This window comes from Acinetobacter sp. 8I-beige, assembly GCF_902505955.1.
GTDB lineage: Bacteria > Pseudomonadota > Gammaproteobacteria > Pseudomonadales > Moraxellaceae > Acinetobacter > Acinetobacter johnsonii.
In genome coordinates this window covers 562051-577323 of the sequence record NZ_LR732790.1, presented here as the reverse complement: position 1 = coordinate 577323, position 15273 = coordinate 562051, and the positions used below count along the sequence as shown (strand labels likewise).

General features: G+C 41.0%; 17 protein-coding genes and 1 pseudogene. 7 read left to right on the top strand and 11 right to left on the bottom strand.

Annotated features, from left to right (window positions below; all coding sequences use genetic code 11):
- Positions 1 to 6: 6 nt before the first annotated feature.
- Together rho and GVX98_RS02775 are read left to right on the top strand one after the other, a co-directional pair.
- Positions 7 to 1275 (top strand): transcription termination factor Rho, encoded by a 1269-nt coding sequence (rho, locus tag GVX98_RS02780; RefSeq protein ID WP_004692266.1) that lies wholly within the window; start codon positions 7 to 9, stop codon positions 1273 to 1275.
- Positions 1276 to 1686: 411 nt separating this feature from the next.
- Complete coding sequence (locus GVX98_RS02775) at positions 1687 to 1944, top strand: hypothetical protein (RefSeq protein ID WP_087011554.1); 258 nt, start codon at positions 1687 to 1689, stop codon at positions 1942 to 1944.
- Between the two features lie 142 nt (positions 1945 to 2086).
- On the opposite strand, the gene GVX98_RS02770 is transcribed toward GVX98_RS02775, so the two are convergent.
- The 3 genes from GVX98_RS02770 to pheS form a co-directional block, all read right to left on the bottom strand.
- Positions 2087 to 2383, bottom strand: a complete 297-nt coding sequence (locus GVX98_RS02770; protein WP_004649746.1) for an integration host factor subunit alpha — start codon at positions 2381 to 2383, stop codon at positions 2087 to 2089.
- Positions 2380 to 4761, bottom strand: coding sequence for a phenylalanine--tRNA ligase subunit beta (pheT, locus tag GVX98_RS02765; protein WP_159127199.1), 2382 nt, complete (start codon positions 4759 to 4761; stop codon positions 2380 to 2382). The genes GVX98_RS02770 and pheT overlap by 4 nt, the downstream gene beginning before the upstream one ends.
- 140 nt (positions 4762 to 4901) lie before the next feature.
- A complete protein-coding gene (gene pheS, locus GVX98_RS02760; protein ID WP_004979194.1) occupies positions 4902 to 5882 on the bottom strand; it encodes a phenylalanine--tRNA ligase subunit alpha in 981 nt (326 codons plus the stop codon).
- A gap of 157 nt (positions 5883 to 6039) precedes the next feature.
- On the opposite strand from pheS, the gene GVX98_RS02755 reads away from it, so the two are divergent.
- On the top strand, positions 6040 to 7056 hold the full coding sequence (locus GVX98_RS02755) for a hypothetical protein (protein WP_159127198.1): 1017 nt from the start codon (positions 6040 to 6042) through the stop codon (positions 7054 to 7056).
- 60 nt (positions 7057 to 7116) lie between these two features.
- On the opposite strand, the gene GVX98_RS02750 is transcribed toward GVX98_RS02755, so the two are convergent.
- Together GVX98_RS02750 and GVX98_RS02745 are read right to left on the bottom strand one after the other, a co-directional pair.
- Positions 7117 to 7329: a hypothetical protein gene (locus GVX98_RS02750; RefSeq protein ID WP_004692273.1), complete on the bottom strand. Its 213-nt coding sequence runs from the start codon at positions 7327 to 7329 to the stop codon at positions 7117 to 7119.
- Between the two features lie 129 nt (positions 7330 to 7458).
- Entirely contained in the window at positions 7459 to 8010 is a 552-nt protein-coding gene (locus GVX98_RS02745; protein ID WP_035326386.1) for an adenylate kinase, read from the bottom strand.
- Positions 8011 to 8202: 192 nt separating this feature from the next.
- Here GVX98_RS02745 and GVX98_RS02740 point away from each other — a divergent pair, with 192 nt between their 5' ends.
- A complete protein-coding gene (locus GVX98_RS02740) occupies positions 8203 to 9411 on the top strand; it encodes a hypothetical protein (protein ID WP_159127197.1) in 1209 nt (402 codons plus the stop codon).
- Between the two features lie 29 nt (positions 9412 to 9440).
- On the opposite strand, the gene rplT is transcribed toward GVX98_RS02740, so the two are convergent.
- Together rplT and rpmI are read right to left on the bottom strand one after the other, a co-directional pair.
- Positions 9441 to 9800, bottom strand: coding sequence for a 50S ribosomal protein L20 (rplT, locus tag GVX98_RS02735; RefSeq protein WP_004692276.1), 360 nt, complete (start codon positions 9798 to 9800; stop codon positions 9441 to 9443).
- Between the two features lie 11 nt (positions 9801 to 9811).
- The gene (gene rpmI / locus GVX98_RS02730) at positions 9812 to 10006 is read right to left on the bottom strand and encodes a 50S ribosomal protein L35 (RefSeq protein WP_004278281.1); all 195 of its coding nucleotides are present in this window, start codon (positions 10004 to 10006) and stop codon (positions 9812 to 9814) included.
- A 221-nt stretch (positions 10007 to 10227) separates the two neighbouring features.
- Between rpmI and GVX98_RS02725 the strand changes: the two are divergent.
- Positions 10228 to 11480 (top strand): annotated as a pseudogene (locus GVX98_RS02725) (MFS transporter).
- A 104-nt stretch (positions 11481 to 11584) separates the two neighbouring features.
- Entirely contained in the window at positions 11585 to 12316 is a 732-nt protein-coding gene (locus GVX98_RS02720) for an energy transducer TonB (protein WP_078388717.1), read from the top strand.
- Positions 12317 to 12420: 104 nt separating this feature from the next.
- Here GVX98_RS02720 and GVX98_RS02715 read toward each other — a convergent pair whose 3' ends face one another.
- The 3 genes from GVX98_RS02715 to GVX98_RS02705 form a co-directional block, all read right to left on the bottom strand.
- Entirely contained in the window at positions 12421 to 12849 is a 429-nt protein-coding gene (locus GVX98_RS02715) for a YqaA family protein (RefSeq protein ID WP_078388718.1), read from the bottom strand.
- Between the two features lies 1 nt (position 12850).
- Positions 12851 to 13144 carry a hypothetical protein gene (locus GVX98_RS02710; protein WP_114836810.1) on the bottom strand — a complete coding sequence of 98 codons (294 nt, stop codon included), beginning with the start codon at positions 13142 to 13144 and terminating at the stop codon, positions 12851 to 12853.
- A gap of 115 nt (positions 13145 to 13259) precedes the next feature.
- Positions 13260 to 13880: a glutathione S-transferase N-terminal domain-containing protein gene (locus GVX98_RS02705; protein ID WP_159127196.1), complete on the bottom strand. Its 621-nt coding sequence runs from the start codon at positions 13878 to 13880 to the stop codon at positions 13260 to 13262.
- A 322-nt stretch (positions 13881 to 14202) separates the two neighbouring features.
- On the opposite strand from GVX98_RS02705, the gene GVX98_RS02700 reads away from it, so the two are divergent.
- Complete coding sequence (locus tag GVX98_RS02700) at positions 14203 to 14655, top strand: Hsp20 family protein (RefSeq protein ID WP_125274092.1); 453 nt, start codon at positions 14203 to 14205, stop codon at positions 14653 to 14655.
- A gap of 61 nt (positions 14656 to 14716) precedes the next feature.
- Here the strand turns inward: GVX98_RS02700 and infC are convergent, their stop codons facing one another.
- A complete protein-coding gene (gene infC / locus GVX98_RS02695) occupies positions 14717 to 15268 on the bottom strand; it encodes a translation initiation factor IF-3 (RefSeq protein WP_078425166.1) in 552 nt (183 codons plus the stop codon).
- Between the last annotated feature and the right edge of the window lie 5 nt (positions 15269 to 15273).

The following is a 15273-nucleotide window of genomic DNA, read 5'->3' as shown; positions in this document are numbered from 1 at the left end:
CCTCCTATGAATTTAACCGAACTCAAGAAAAAACCGATTGGCGAACTCATCAAAATTGCTGAATTTATGGGCCTCGAAGGAATGGCTCGTAACCGTAAGCAAGACATTATTTTTGCCATCTTAAAGCGCCATGCGATGAATGGCGAAGAGATCTTTGGGGATGGCGTTTTGGAAATTCTGTCAGATGGCTTCGGCTTCTTACGCTCTGCAGCGGGTTCTTACCTTGCAGGCCCAGATGACATTTATGTTAGCCCATCTCAAATTCGTCGTTTCAATCTACGTACTGGTGACACCATTACGGGAACCATTCGCCCACCCAAAGAAGGCGAACGTTATTTTGCACTGTTAAAAGTGAACCAAATTAACTACGACACGCCAGAAAACTCACGTAACAAAATCTTGTTTGAAAACTTAACACCACTTTTCCCAACCGAGCAATTGGTGATGGAACTTGGTAACGGGACGACAGAAGATTTAACCGCACGTGTAGTTGACTTGGTTGCACCTATCGGTAAAGGCCAACGTTCAATTATCGTAGCACCGCCAAAAGCGGGTAAAACCATGTTGTTACAAAACATCGCTCAGTCGATCGTGCGTAACAACCCTGAGTGCTTCCTGATCGTTCTTCTCATTGACGAACGTCCTGAAGAAGTGACGGAAATGGAACGTACAGTTCGTGGTGAAGTCATTGCGTCAACGTTTGATGAATCTCCTGCTCGTCACGTTCAAGTGGCTGAAATGGTGATTGAAAAAGCAAAACGTTTGGTTGAGCACAAGAAAGACGTTGTGATTCTACTCGACTCCATTACCCGTTTAGCACGTGCTTACAACACGGTTGTTCCTTCATCTGGTAAGGTTTTAACTGGTGGTGTGGATGCACATGCGCTGGAACGCCCTAAGCGTTTCTTCGGTGCAGCACGTAATATTGAAGAAGGTGGCTCACTAACCATCATCTCTACTGCCCTGATTGAAACTGGCAGTAAAATGGATGAAGTGATCTACGAAGAATTTAAAGGTACAGGTAACCAAGAAATTACACTAGATCGCCGTATTGCGGAAAAACGTGTCTTCCCTGCGATGAACATCAAAAAGTCGGGCACCCGTCGCGAAGAGCGTCTAATGTCTGAAGACAATCTACGTAAGGTTTGGATTTTACGTAAGTTACTTCATACTCAAGATGAACTTGCAGCAATGGAGTTCTTACTTGATCGCATGAAAGAAACCAAAACCAACGATGATTTCTTTGATCAAATGAAGCGTAAAGCGACCAGCTAACCCGATCTGCTTCACCTAAAAAGGCTGTCTTAACGACAGCCTTTTTATTTGGTTGACTTAGCTTACACAAAGCAACATTTCATCCGATTCTCTGTAAACTTATTTGCAAGTTTTTGATAAACAAAAATTTGAAATAAAAAACCTTCATCTTTTTAAATGTTTATTCAGCACTTCTCCAATACAAACCTCATCATTGATTGTTATTTTCTGTTAAAAAATCCCTGTTTTTAGACCTTTTTTATCACTTTTTTCATCCCAGCTAGTAGCAATTCAAAATGCGCAGTGATAGCATATTTGCAGACCAGTTAGGCTGCTCCTGCATTGTTAGTCCCTAGCAAAATTAGGAACAATAAAAGCACACAACAGACTAACGTCGGTTTTTTTTAATCTCATATTTTAGAGAGTGATGCCATGTTATTCAAAAAAATCGCTATTGCTGCTGCAGTTGCTACTACTTTAGCTTTCGTTGGCTGTGCTAAGAAAGAAGAAGCTCCTGCTGCTGCTGCTGCATCTGAAGTTGCTGCTGCATCTGAAGCTGTTCAAGCTGCTTCTGAAGTTGCTGTAGACGCTGCTGCTGCTGCTTCTGAAGCTACTGTTGCTGCTTCTGAAGCTACTGCTGCTGCTTCTGAAGTTGCTACTGCTGCTGCTTCTGAAGCTAAAGCTCACTAATCTCTTAGAGATTAGTCAGAAAAAGAGAGCCCTTGGCTCTCTTTTTTTATGCTCAAAATTTATCAAAAAACGACGTTCCATTATTTGGCAATAATTGAATCAGCCAAATGATCACCAAAAATTCTAAGCAAAAAAAAGCAGATCAATCGATCTGCTCATTTCCCACACGCTGGCGGAATTTCTGCCCTGCGCGGAAGGTTACTACACGGCGTGCAGAAATCGGAATTTCTTCACCCGTTTTCGGGTTACGACCTGGACGTTGACGTTTATCACGCAACTCGAAGTTACCGAAACCAGAAAGTTTAACTTGCTCACCAGAGATTAGCGCTTGGCTAATCTCGTCAAAGAACAACTCGACCATTTGCTTAGCTTCACGACGGTTTAAACTCGTGAGCTCACTTAGATGGTCAGCCATTTCCGCTTTTGTTAATGCTGTCATGAAGCCCTCAATGTCGCCTGATAAGTGTTTTCCAACACTTGTAAAATATGATCCATACCGGATTTAATTTCAGCATCTTCAAGCGTACGTGATGGGTGTTGCCAAAGAAGTGCAAATGCCAATGAGCGCTTACCGTCTTCAACGCCTTGCCCAGTGTACACATCGAACAACCAAGTCGAGTCTAAAAGCTCACCACCTGTTTTTTCGATAAGTTGCTGAATTTCACTTACATTTATCTTATCACTAATTAAAAGCGCAATATCACGTCTAACCGACGGAAAACGTGATAATTCTGTAAAATTAGATACATAAGTTTGCAAAACAGCCGATTGATCAAGTTCAGCCACCCAAGTTGTGCTCAAATCCAATGCATTTTCTAAAGATGGATGTAAACGACCAAAGTAACCAATAGACTGGCCATCGACTAAGACCTCAGCAGACTGTCCTGGATGTAACCAGCTACGCTCAGAACGAACATAGTCTACTTGCACACGACCTGCTGCCAATACTTCTTCAATTTCACCTTTGAAATCAAAGAAATCCATAGCTTGAGGTTTAGCATGCCAAGTTTCTGAAGTTTTTGCACCTGTTGCAATCACTGCCAGGGTAGGAATTTGTTTCAAATCATGAATAGATTCAGCATCTTGATAGTCAAAACGTAAGCCTAGTTCAAAGAAACGTACACGGCTTTGTTGGCGGTTTACGTTGTATTGCACACACGGAATCAAACTAGAAAGCAGTGTTGAACGCATCACCGCTAAATCGCTTGAAATTGGGTTAGCCAAAGCCAAAGGATTCACAGCCGCATTGAGTTGCTTCTCAAGCTTTAAATCTGCAAAGCTAAAGCTAATTGCTTCTTGATAACCCAAAGTCACGAGAGTTTGACGCAGCTGAGTCATTTCAAATTGGTCTTGATATTGCGCCAATTTCGCTTCAATTTTTGGCAAACTGATTTGAATATGGTCATAACCATGAATACGCGCAACTTCTTCAATCAGGTCTTGGTAGATCGCCATATCATAACGGTGTGATGGAGGAACGATAGACCACTGACCTTCTGCTTTAACCGTCACAGCACAACCTAAACGGGTTAAGGCATCCGCAATAAATGCAGCATCTACACGATAACCGAGCAATTGATCCACTTGTGCTTGTTCTAGCTCAATCGCTTCACGCTTAGGCAAAACTTCAGCTTGTTCAGCAACAGTAATCGGACCGAACTCACCACCCGCCAATTCTGCAATCAATTGTGATGCGCGGTACATCGCGAGCATTGGGAGTTCAAAATCCACGCCACGCTCATAACGCTGCGATGCGTCGGTATGTAAGCCAAAGCTACGGGCACGACCTGCAATTGCTAATGGGGCAAAGAATGCAGACTCTAAGAAAATGTCTTGGGTTTCATCGCTAACAGATGAAGATAAGCCCCCCATGATGCCTGCAATCGCCAATGCTTTTTCATCATCCGCTATCACCATGACTTTTTCATTGAGCTCAACTTCTTGTTCATTCAGTAGAACCAATTTCTCCGCCGTATTCGCTTGACGAACTTGGACTGAACCTTGAATTTTTGCTGCATCAAAAGCATGGAGCGGTTGACCCAACTCCATCAGTACATAATTGGTAATATCAACCAAAATACTGTGTTGGCGAATCCCTGAGCGAACCAAAGCGCGTTCCATCCACTCTGGGGTTGCTGCTTTGGTATTCACGTTTTTAATCACACGACCTAAATAACGTGGGCAGCCTTCAGTACTCACCACAACTTTTTTCTCATCAGCAATAGTCGCAGCAACGGCATTAATTTCAGGTGCAGTCACAGTCAGTTGGTTAATCACCCCAATTTCACGGGCAATACCACGAATACTGAAACAGTCACCACGGTTTGGCGTGATGCTGATGTCAATCACATGATCATCTAAATTTAAATATTCACGAATATCCACACCGACAGGTGCATCAACGGGTAACTCTAAAAGGCCATCAATTTTATCTTCTAGATCAATTTCAGATGCACCACACAACATACCTTGTGATTCAATGCCACGAAGTTTGCCTTTCTTGATTTTGAAATCACCTGGAAGCACAGCACCAATGGTTGCCACAGGGGCTTTCATACCAACCCGTACGTTTGGTGCACCACACACTATTTGCAACGGCTCGCCTGAACCAATATTCACTGTGGTCACACGTAAACGGTCTGCATCAGGATGTTGCTCTACCGTCAACACTTCACCAACAACCACGCCAGTGAACGGTTTTGCCGCAGGCGATAAATCATCGACCTCTAAACCCAGCATGGTCAGTTGGTCAGATAAAGTATTGCTATCAACGGCTGGGTTAACCCATGTACGCAACCAATTTTCGCTAATTTTCATAAATTCAATGTCCTTAATCTCCCCTAACCCCTCTTTTAAAGAGAGGAAAACACACCACCGTTTTAGGTAGACCAGTCCCCCTTTATAAAGGGGGATGATTTAGGGGGATTTCAATAATTCTAAAATAACTGTTTAAACTATTAAGCAAATTGGCGTAAGAAACGCACATCGTTTTGGTAGAACATACGCAAGTCATTGATGCCATAACGAAGCATCGCAAAACGTTCCACACCTAGACCGAAAGCAAAGCCTTTGTATTTTTCAGGATCAATCCCTGCTGCCTGTAGGACATTTGGATGTACCATGCCACAACCAAGCACTTCTAACCATTTACCACGCTCATCCATAATATCCACCTCAGCGCTTGGCTCTGTGAATGGGAAATAAGATGGACGGAAACGTACTTTTAAGTCTTTTTCAAAGAATTCATTTAATAGATTAACCAATAAACCTTTCAGTTCTGCAAAGCTAGTATTTTCAGCTACATACAAACCTTCAATTTGATGAAACATTGGCGAATGCGTTTGGTCAGAGTCACAACGATATACACGCCCCGGGCACACAATACGAATCGGGGGTTGCTGGGTTTCCATGGTACGAATCTGCACACCCGAAGTATGGGTACGTAGCAAATGTGTCGCATCGAAATAGAAAGTATCGTGCATTGCACGCGCAGGGTGATGCCCTGGAATATTTAAAGCTTCAAAGTTGTGATAGTCATCTTCAACTTCTGGGCCAGTTTCAATCACAAAACCAGCTTTAGTAAAGAACTGACAAATACGCTCTTGTACTTGAGTAACGGGGTGAATACTACCAATCGTTTGACCACGACCCGGTAAAGTAATATCCACCGTTTCACTTGCAAGTTTTTGCGCCAACGCTGCTTGTTGTAATTGTGTTTGGCGTTCAGTCAAAGCACCGGTAATTGCTTCACGGACTGCATGAATTTGCGCACCAAAATTTTTACGCTCTTCAGGGTCCATTTTACCTAAAGCTTTGGATTGCTCAGCGAGCTGGCTTTTCTTACCCGTAAACTGCACTCGTACTTGATCGAGTGTAGCAAGGTCCTCTGCTGCTGCAATCGCAGCAAGCGCTTCAGTGGTCAGGGCTTCCAGTGACATAGTAACTCTCAAAGCAACAATTTATAAAATTAATAAAACCCCATATTCTATCAGTTTTTAAGCACGTTGATGAAGCTCTACGATCAGGAAAATTTGTTTAGTACATGGTTTTATAAACAGGTTAAGATAGTGTCATTACAGAAGAGAACAACAAACGATGTCGCTTGATCCTATTTGGCAACAACAACTTACTTTAGTTACTTATGGCAATGAATATTTACGCCACAACCTAAGTTTCCAACGTTGGTTAGAACATGCCATTTTTGACCGACATTGCTTTCAGTTTCGTGATCTAAATAGCCAACATTTACTGGCTCAGCATTTTCAGGTCTGGCTTGAAGCCTTAAAAAAACAAGGGGTCAAACAGCTCAGTCTGCATAGTTCAAAATTGCTAGCAGATGAAAAGAACCCCAACTCAAATATTGAACTGCTTGCTACACCACATATTATTGTGAGCCATCAAGCACAGCAAAAAACTGCTTGGATTTTTGGTAAAGAACTGGCAGAGTGGTACAGCGCTGAACACGATTTTATAATTCCAAAAACACAACAAAGCTCAATCCGTAGTGAAAATTTATGGCGTTTTGAACTGAATCACAAACTCAGCAAACGCATTGAAGCGGACTTACAAACGCCGAAATGGGATGAAATCGAAAACTTTACCGAACAAGAACTGTTTAGTGCGCCATTTGCACAAGGTTTAGTAGAGCCTGAGACGATAGACTTACCTTACTATGGGCAACAAGATGCCTCAGATGAAGCTCATCATCTCGCTCTTTTACCAACAGACTACGCTGCTGATTATGCACACCAAACGCTGTATCGTTTAGATGCACTATCAGCATTGATCCAAACTAAGATTCAACATCCTTACAATGCCGAAGGCCAAGTGCTCACGCCAGATGAGCAATTGAACCTACGTCATTTTGAACAAAAGGTTGATGATTTAAGTACCAAGTTTATCGTGAAAGTGGCCAATCACTATCAAACCGCCCAGCTCACACCCAAAGATACGACCACACCACTGGATGCACGTAATCATCCAACACCTAAATTAAGTGCGATAGAGAGCAAGCCTCATGAAATACACCATAAATCAGGGAAAACTGGGGTATTTGCTTTAATCGTGATTACGATTTTGATCTGCGTAGTTGGCTATTATTTTGGCTTATAAGTTATTAGCGAGATATCAAAGCGCTCCTCTCAAAGGGCGCTTTTTACGGGCTCAACTTCTTCAGGCGGTAATTAGAAGATTGAAGGGCCGGATTTTGATTTGTACCTTATGCTGATTGGCATGTTGATTAATATAATGATTAACCGAAACAACCTCGCCCTCTAGCTCCGCATCAGGTCCATACATAATTTTGACTGACTCACCTTTTCTGGGAATCATTTGTAATTCCACCGTGATACTTCCCTGTCCCATTCCAGTAATTTCTGCAAGCATATCCCGCTCCTTTTCTTTTTAATCTTTTTATTTATTAGGCATCGACCACCTTTGAGATTAAAGCAGATTTATGTAACTAAAGCTTAGAGGTTCATCTTAATCGCTGAGTATGCACTGCTATTCTCTGATTTAAACGCTAAGCTTTTCAACAGCCAACTGATCTAAAAAATGACTCACCTGCTTCGGTGTCTTTAAATGAATCCACTGTATATGTTGATATTCAGGCATCTGCATCATTTTTAGGTATTTCTGTCGGTTTTTAGCATGTGTTTTAATCATCCACCAAATAATCGAGTCCCGACCAAACATCCGCAGCAAACTTTCCCGATTATTCGAGTTTTCCCATAAATCCTGTTGTGCCCATGCCCGCTGAACCGCACGCTTCACAGAACGGTAAAGGTTGACTGGAAACGGTAAGTCCAACCAAATGACAGTATCAATTTCCGCCCATTTCACAGGAATGGCGCGGGTATAGTTACCATCGATCACATAGCCCTGTGTCGCCTTCTGTACTTCTGCCTCAATCTTGGCAAAGAACACCTCATCGGGACATTCTTGCCAGTCATCAAGCCAAAATAGATTATCCAACTCGATATAATGCAAATCTAACTTTTCGGCCAAAGCTCTGGAAAATGTAGATTTGCCTGTAGCAGAAGTTCCTACAACATTGATTCTTTTCATAACCATCTACCAAGACTCGAAAAGAGTTAAAAAAACTATATCTAGAAGTTTCAATACTTAAAACATTATTAGCAATAAAATTACAATTAAAGTAATAGCCTAAAAACGTAAACACCGATATTCTCTGCACCGACAAAACAATAATTTTTAGTATTTATTCAATTAGTAAAATATAGTTATCGGAATTAAAAAGTGTACCTAAATAGAGCTTATCGCCAAATTGCATTTGTGAGTTATGGAAATGAATATTTAAATGGTGCGGTTGATACAGAGATCCTAGATAGGCATCCATTATTATTCAACCATTTTCCAATATTACGTGATACTAAATACGGTACGCTTTTATGCGGTTCTGCTTCACATCTCTTAAGTAGGTTACAAGAATCCGGAGCCATAAAACTGAGTTTACATGTTGCTCAAGACTTGCATATGGAACTCAATGACTCTTCGATTTTTTATTTTTCAACCGATGAAGAAAGTTTCTGTATTGTTGTGCATTATCCTCATAATGAATATAAAGTTTTAATCCATAGCGATGAAACACCAACATGGCAAAGTTTTGATGAACATGGAAACAAAGATTTTTATAATTATTCCAATTATTACCAAAATGTAGAGGCATACACGTTGCACCACCCATCCCCTCAAGCAATTTCTACTATAGAACAAGACTTAAAGCCAATTAATTGGGATACTTTTTTTAAAGACACAGAAGCACGTCTTTATTTTAATGATATGGCAAAACAATATGGCAGTTATCCAATTCCATTAGATATCAATAATTGCTATGTCGGCGATTTATTCAATGATTCTATAAAAGAGCAGTATCCGATATTTCCATTCACTATCCGAAAAAATTACGCTTCGAATTTGATAGAAAATACAGCTTTATTAGAACAGCAATATTCCGCTGCATCACATTCAAAAAATGAATATTCCGATTATATTCAAATGAATAATAACGAAAGGGATACTTTTTCAGCAGCCTATAATCAACTGACCCTACTCCGCCCACTAATCTTTAAACACTGTGCAAATCAATATCAGTTTTCAGACATTAAAAATTGTAATTACTTGTCCAATATTCCAGAAACAACAAAAGATTCTTCTTTTTCTATTGAAAAAAATACCGTTCAAATTCGGACATCTAACGATGTAGTAGAAAACACCGCACACCTAAAAGACATAGAACATCAAGTAGAAACAAAGTGCGTAGCTGTAAGCTCTTTTAATTTATTCAAAATCATGAAATTTTTATGGCACATCATTTGGTGTTACTGTGCATTGTGGACTTTGGCTTTCTATTCCGTATCATGGGGAAATACTTTTATACTAACGATTGCATTTTTATATGCACTTTATAAAAGCATCATTCATTCAAACAATAAAAAAGACCGCTAAAAAGCGGTCTTTCTTTAAGTCTTAAAGACTTATGCAGCTAATGCATCTTTAGCTTTAGAAGCTAAAGCAGCAAATGCAACTGCGTCATGCATAGCGATGTCAGCAAGTACGCGACGGTCGATAATCACTTGAGCTTTTTTCAAGCCAGCGATCATACGGCTGTACGATAAACCATTTAGACGAGCACCAGCATTAATACGCGCAATCCATAGAGCACGGAATTGACGTTTTTTCTGACGACGGTCACGGTAAGCGTATTGACCCGCTTTGATTACTGCTTGGAACGCTACGCGATATACGCGTGAACGAGCGCCGTAGTAACCTTTAGCACGAGCAAGAATTTTTTTATGACGGCGATGAGCCTGTACACCACGTTTTACACGAGCCATTTATAATCTCCTTAGATGTATGGGCACATACGACGAACTGAAGCAACGTCACTCACGTGAACCATTACACAGCCGCGTAATTGACGAATACGCTTAGCAGATTTTTTGGTCAAAATGTGGCGTTTGAACGCTTGTTTACGCTTGAAACCGTTAGCAGTAGCTTTAAAACGCTTAGCTGCACCACGGCGAGTTTTCATCTTAGGCATAACAACCTCTTTTGAACACCTGTTCGGAACGTTTGCACCATTGCAAAACGACCTGCAGGTAAGGGAGCGAATATTCTAATCGAACTTTGTCTAAAACAAAAGCAAATAATCAACAATAAAAGCAAGCTTAGTTTATTTCCCGATAAGCTTTAAGCGATGAATTTATAACCGTGGTTTAGTCCAAGTCGTATAATGCCTCATCCATTCCATACTGTACCCTTATGAACGCTACACAGGATGCTTTTGCCGCACTTCGATACCGAGACTTCTCTATTGTTACGCTCAATCAATTTTGTCTGACGCTTGCCATTTTAATTCAGGAAATTATTGTGGCGTATTCTTTGTATAAAATTACCAAAGATCCTCTCACTTTAGGCTTGATTGGTCTGGCAGAAGCAATCCCCTTTATTGCGCTCTCCTTATGGGGTGGTTATTTTGCAGATCGCTTTAATAAGCAAACCATCATGAAAATCTGCTTATTCTTTGCCATTCCTCTGCCCTTGATTTTATGGGGGTTATTTCATGCTTATACCTTAAAGCAAATTGAACTCTCCACCCTGTCATGGGGTGTCTATGCCGTGATCTTTGGCCTAGGAACAATTCGGGGTTCTATAATCCATCTGCAACATCACTCAAACCCTTTTTAATTCCACGAGACATTTATACCAATGGCGCCACATGGACCACCATTGGTTGGCAAAGCGGGGTGATTATTGGGCCGATGCTCGGTGGATTTATGCTGGCATTTTTAGGCCGTGAAACCAGTTTAATTAGTGTAGCGGTACTGCTCAGCCTATGCTTCTTACTCGTCAATCTTTTAAGCAAACGCACTTTTCCTAAAATTGAAACGAAACGTGTACTACAAAGTTTAGGTGTAGGTTTTCGCTTTATTGCTAAAACTAAAATCGTCCTCTGGGCCATCTCACTCGACTTAGTTTCAGTGCTGTTCGGCGGTGTGATCGCTTTACTCCCGATCTTTGCTGAAGATATTTTGAAAATTGGGCCTGAAGGATTGGGCTATTTACGGGCAGCACCATCGATTGGTGCACTCATCACCATGATTGCGCTGACGCGTTTTCCGCCCACCCGACATGCATGGCGCAATATGCTGCTTGCTGTTGCAGGTTTTGGCCTATTCACCTTATTGTTCGCTTACTCAAACTACCTCTGGTTGTCTTTGTTTGCTCTTGCTATGACGGGTGCATGTGACAGTATTTCAGTGGTAATTCGTCAGACCATTTTACAAATTTATCCTCCTGAGAATATGCGAGGCCGTGTTGCAGCGGTAAATGGCATGTTTGTGTCGAGTAGTAATGAACTGGGAGCATTTGAGTCAGGTCTTGCAGCAAAATATTTAGGCCCTGTGATTGCAACGGTTTTTGGCGGCAGCATGACGCTCTTGGTGGTCGCACTCAGTTGGGCTAAAACCAAAGACTTATTTGGTGTAGACATCACCCAAGCCGAGCAAAAATAGTTTTAATTTAACAATATAACTTGCGAGTCTTTCTAATTCAGGAAATACTCGCAACAATTATTTAAGTCATGCGCACTGGATGCGTTATAAAAGAAATCGATCATATGAAACCACTCTTCTTGCTCGCATTATCTACACTGCCCTTTCATCTCAGTCATGCAGCTCAGCCACCATTAGAACTCACCATTCAAAAAAGTTCAGCTCAATCGGCGCATTTGACCACGCGTATTCAATGGGTAGATTTTCCCAAACCCCAATATAAAAATAGTGATTTAAACCAACAAAACCGTGCAGCGATTATTCGTGTGTATGCAGATGAAACAGGTGATGTAACCAAAGCGACAGTCCAAGAAACAACTGGACTCAAAGCTTTGGATGAAAAGCTGGTAAATGCCGTGCTTCAAGCCAAAGTAAAACCGTTTATAGAGGACGACACCGCTTTAGCTGTCATTGGTTATCAAGTTTTTAATTTAAACTTGACCCCAGATGATGCCGAAGCATGTAGCTATAGCTTTGACTCGAAGAATTGGCGTGCGCAACAACAGCAGCAAAAAGTGCCTTTTCAATATCAGGCTCAACCTACGCTTGCGCTAGATTCAACCCAGTTAAATGATCATGACCGTCAAATTAAATTTAGCTTTAAAGCCGATAAACACGGCAACATCAAGAAGCCTAAAATTATCAAAGGTTCAGGTATTTACGCGCTTGATCAACAAGTTTTACAAGCCGTTGCAAACAGCAAAGTCAGTGTTAAACGCACGGCAAGTACACTGTGGCTCTATAAAAAGTCTAAATTTAAAGATGCAATTGAATTCGATCTGAATGCTTGTCGTTAAAAATTTAGCATGACACGAGTTTTCACTCACTCGTGTCATCTCTATATCAACTTTAAACCCATTCAGCCAATATAAGCATGTGGCCAGTTGGTCTCTGAAAATAATTAGAACTGACTAAACATCCAATACACAAAAAGATAGCGTCCTATTTTTGCAATACTCACCATCACGACAAAACGAACAAAGTGTTCCTTGAGTAATCCTGCAATGAGGGTAATCGGATCACCAATAACGGGCACCCAACTGAGCAATAAAGACCAAAAACCATATTTTTGATAAATGCCCTGCGCCTGCAACATCTTTTGCTCTGAGACGGGAAACCATTTTTTGTTTTTGTATTGCTCAACTTTCAAGCCGAGCCACCAATTCACACAGCTACCTAAGATATTACCTAGACTGGCAACAGCTACCAACAACCACACTGGATACTGCGTCTGAGCCAACAATCCCACCAAGACTGCTTCTGACTGTAACGGCAGCAGTGTCGCCGCCCCAAAAGCAGAAAGGAAAAGTAGTCCTAAGGCCCACATCATTTTATGATTTTAAACCCAGCTTTTTCTTGGTTGAGCTATAGGCAAAACTTGACCAGATCAATGCAAGAATCAACAAAGACCAACGTGACCATGAATATTTATCGGCAATCGGTTCAATTGCAGCACGCAGTACCACCTGATCTTTAGTATTCAGCAGTTCAATGATTTTTTGAATGTGTACCGCTTCAGCTACAAATAGCACCAAACATCCTGCAATCCCCACAATAATACTGAGATAGATTTTAGGATTCGCTTCAATAATACGGGTTAAATTGAGGAAAAACTCTTTTTTCATTACGCTGATGTCCAAACAACCTTTCAACAAAAAAGCCACCCATCGGTGGCTTTAAAGAATGGCTTATACCTTGAAGGCGCTAAGCTTAACACAGTTCAAGTCAGCGCTTCTGTAACTAATTAACTCGAAGCGCCAACGCACGCTGAACCGCAGAACGCGCTTGAATACGCTCCCTATAAGCCTTCACATTTGGATAGTCATTTATGTCAATTTGCTGCCACTCATAACGCAAAATCCATGGGAAAATTGCCATATCCGCTATCGAATACTCTCCAGCCACATAGTTTTGACCAAAAAGCTGCTTGTCTAGTACACCATACAAGCGCTTGGTTTCATTGACATAGCGTTCAGTTGCATACGCAATACGTTCGGGAGCAAATTTATTAAAGTGATGGTTCTGTCCAAGCATTGGACCGAAGCCACCCATTTGCCACATTAACCACTGCTCAACCTCAACACGAGACTGTTCATCGCTTGGATAAAACTGCCCTGTTTTACGCCCTAAATACTGCAAAATCGCCCCTGACTCAAACACAGAAATGGCTTCACCTTTAGGACCATCTTGATCCACAATTGCAGGGATTTTATTGTTGGGGGAAATGCGTAGAAAGTCGGGTTGAAACTGATCATTTTCTAAAATATTGATGGGAAAGACTTGATACTCCAAACCCATCTCTTCTAATGCGATGCTAATTTTATGTCCGTTGGGTGTTCCCCAATAGTACAAATCGATCATGTGGTTATCCTGTTACTTTTCTCGTTTTAGTTCATATTGTCGAGGTTTGATACTGTTTATAGCATGATTCCATGCTTAGAAACATCAGGTTAAACTAAAATTGAAATCTTAAAATATGCATGATTAACTTCATATAAATAGAATAATTATCAACCAAAGCGAATTTTAAAAAAATCTTTTTTTAATCTTGAAATTTTATAGAGCATCCAAATATTAAAAGTACAGCAAACATCCACACCGATAATTGCTGTGACAACCATGCTAACCGAGTCGCATAGGTTGCTTATTTATATCACTTTTCCTAATAGTGGAGGTTTTATCAATGAGTAATTTAAGCTTAATGCCATTATTCCGTCGTAGTATCGGCTTTGACCGTTTAAACGATTTGTTTGATCATGCAATGCTCAGTGAAGCACCACATTATCCTGCGTACAATATTGAAAAAGTCGGTGATAATCACTACCGCATTGTCGTAGCTGCGACTGGTTTCAACAAAGATGAGCTCGCGATCGATTTAGAGAATCAGGTACTTAATATTTCAGGTCAACATGCTGATCAGACCAAAGACAATCATGCTGAGTTCTTGCATAAAGGCATCACACAGCGCTCATTTAAATTATCTTTACGTTTAGATGAACACATTGAAGTACAAGAGGCCAATTATGAAAATGGTTTACTCACCATCCAGCTACGACGGATTGTTCCAGAAGAAAAAGCGCCATGCCGAATTCCAATCGGACAAAAGAAATTAACAACTGAAAACACTTCGGCATAGTCAATCAACAAAATAAAAAAAGCACTGCATAGGCAGTGCTTTTTTTAAGATCAATGGATCATTACTTTTTCTTTTTAGGACCAAGCAACATACCCATTTGACGACCTTCCATTTTCGGTGCTTGTTCAACTACGCCCAAGTCAGCCACATCTGCTTCAACTTTTTGAAGTTGAGCCAAACCAAGCTGTTGGTGCGCCATTTCACGACCACGGAAACGAAGAGTAATTTTTACTTTGTTGCCTTCTTCAAGGAACTTAGTGATTGCACGTAGTTTTACGTTGTAATCACCAACATCAGTACCCGGGCGGAGTTTGATTTCTTTCACCTGTACTTGATGCTGTTTTTTCTTCGCTTCTTTCTGCTTTTGCTTTAGATCAAACAAATGCTTGTTGAAGTCCATGATTTTACAAACAGGCGGTTCAGCGTTTGCTACGATCTCAACAAGATCAAGCTCAACACTTTCAGCAGCGCGTAATGCTTCTGCCAAGCTAACAATACCTTTTTGCTCACCATTTTCGTCTACAAGACGGACTTCTTTCGCACGAATTTCATCATTCAAAGCAGGACGGTTTGATTTGTTACCGCCCTGTTGATTACGGTCAGGCTGTTTAATCGCTG

Excerpts from the sequence above, each read along its gene's own strand:
- pheT (WP_159127199.1), bottom strand. The coding sequence starts at position 4,761 with ATGAAAATTAGCGAAAATTGGTTGCGTACATGGGTTAACCCAGCCGTT.
- GVX98_RS02700 (WP_125274092.1), top strand. The coding sequence starts at position 14,203 with ATGAGTAATTTAAGCTTAATGCCATTATTCCGTCGTAGTATCGGCTTT.
- GVX98_RS02720 (WP_078388717.1), top strand. The coding sequence starts at position 11,585 with ATGAAACCACTCTTCTTGCTCGCATTATCTACACTGCCCTTTCATCTC.
- pheS (WP_004979194.1), bottom strand. The coding sequence starts at position 5,882 with ATGTCACTGGAAGCCCTGACCACTGAAGCGCTTGCTGCGATTGCAGCA.
- GVX98_RS02750 (WP_004692273.1), bottom strand. The coding sequence starts at position 7,329 with ATGCTTGCAGAAATTACTGGAATGGGACAGGGAAGTATCACGGTGGAA.
- GVX98_RS02715 (WP_078388718.1), bottom strand. The coding sequence starts at position 12,849 with ATGATGTGGGCCTTAGGACTACTTTTCCTTTCTGCTTTTGGGGCGGCG.
- GVX98_RS02755 (WP_159127198.1), top strand. The coding sequence starts at position 6,040 with ATGTCGCTTGATCCTATTTGGCAACAACAACTTACTTTAGTTACTTAT.
- GVX98_RS02775 (WP_087011554.1), top strand. The coding sequence starts at position 1,687 with ATGTTATTCAAAAAAATCGCTATTGCTGCTGCAGTTGCTACTACTTTA.
- rho (WP_004692266.1), top strand. The coding sequence starts at position 7 with ATGAATTTAACCGAACTCAAGAAAAAACCGATTGGCGAACTCATCAAA.
- GVX98_RS02710 (WP_114836810.1), bottom strand. The coding sequence starts at position 13,144 with ATGAAAAAAGAGTTTTTCCTCAATTTAACCCGTATTATTGAAGCGAAT.
- GVX98_RS02705 (WP_159127196.1), bottom strand. The coding sequence starts at position 13,880 with ATGATCGATTTGTACTATTGGGGAACACCCAACGGACATAAAATTAGC.
- GVX98_RS02770 (WP_004649746.1), bottom strand. The coding sequence starts at position 2,383 with ATGACAGCATTAACAAAAGCGGAAATGGCTGACCATCTAAGTGAGCTC.
- rplT (WP_004692276.1), bottom strand. The coding sequence starts at position 9,800 with ATGGCTCGTGTAAAACGTGGTGTACAGGCTCATCGCCGTCATAAAAAA.
- GVX98_RS02745 (WP_035326386.1), bottom strand. The coding sequence starts at position 8,010 with ATGAAAAGAATCAATGTTGTAGGAACTTCTGCTACAGGCAAATCTACA.
- rpmI (WP_004278281.1), bottom strand. The coding sequence starts at position 10,006 with ATGCCTAAGATGAAAACTCGCCGTGGTGCAGCTAAGCGTTTTAAAGCT.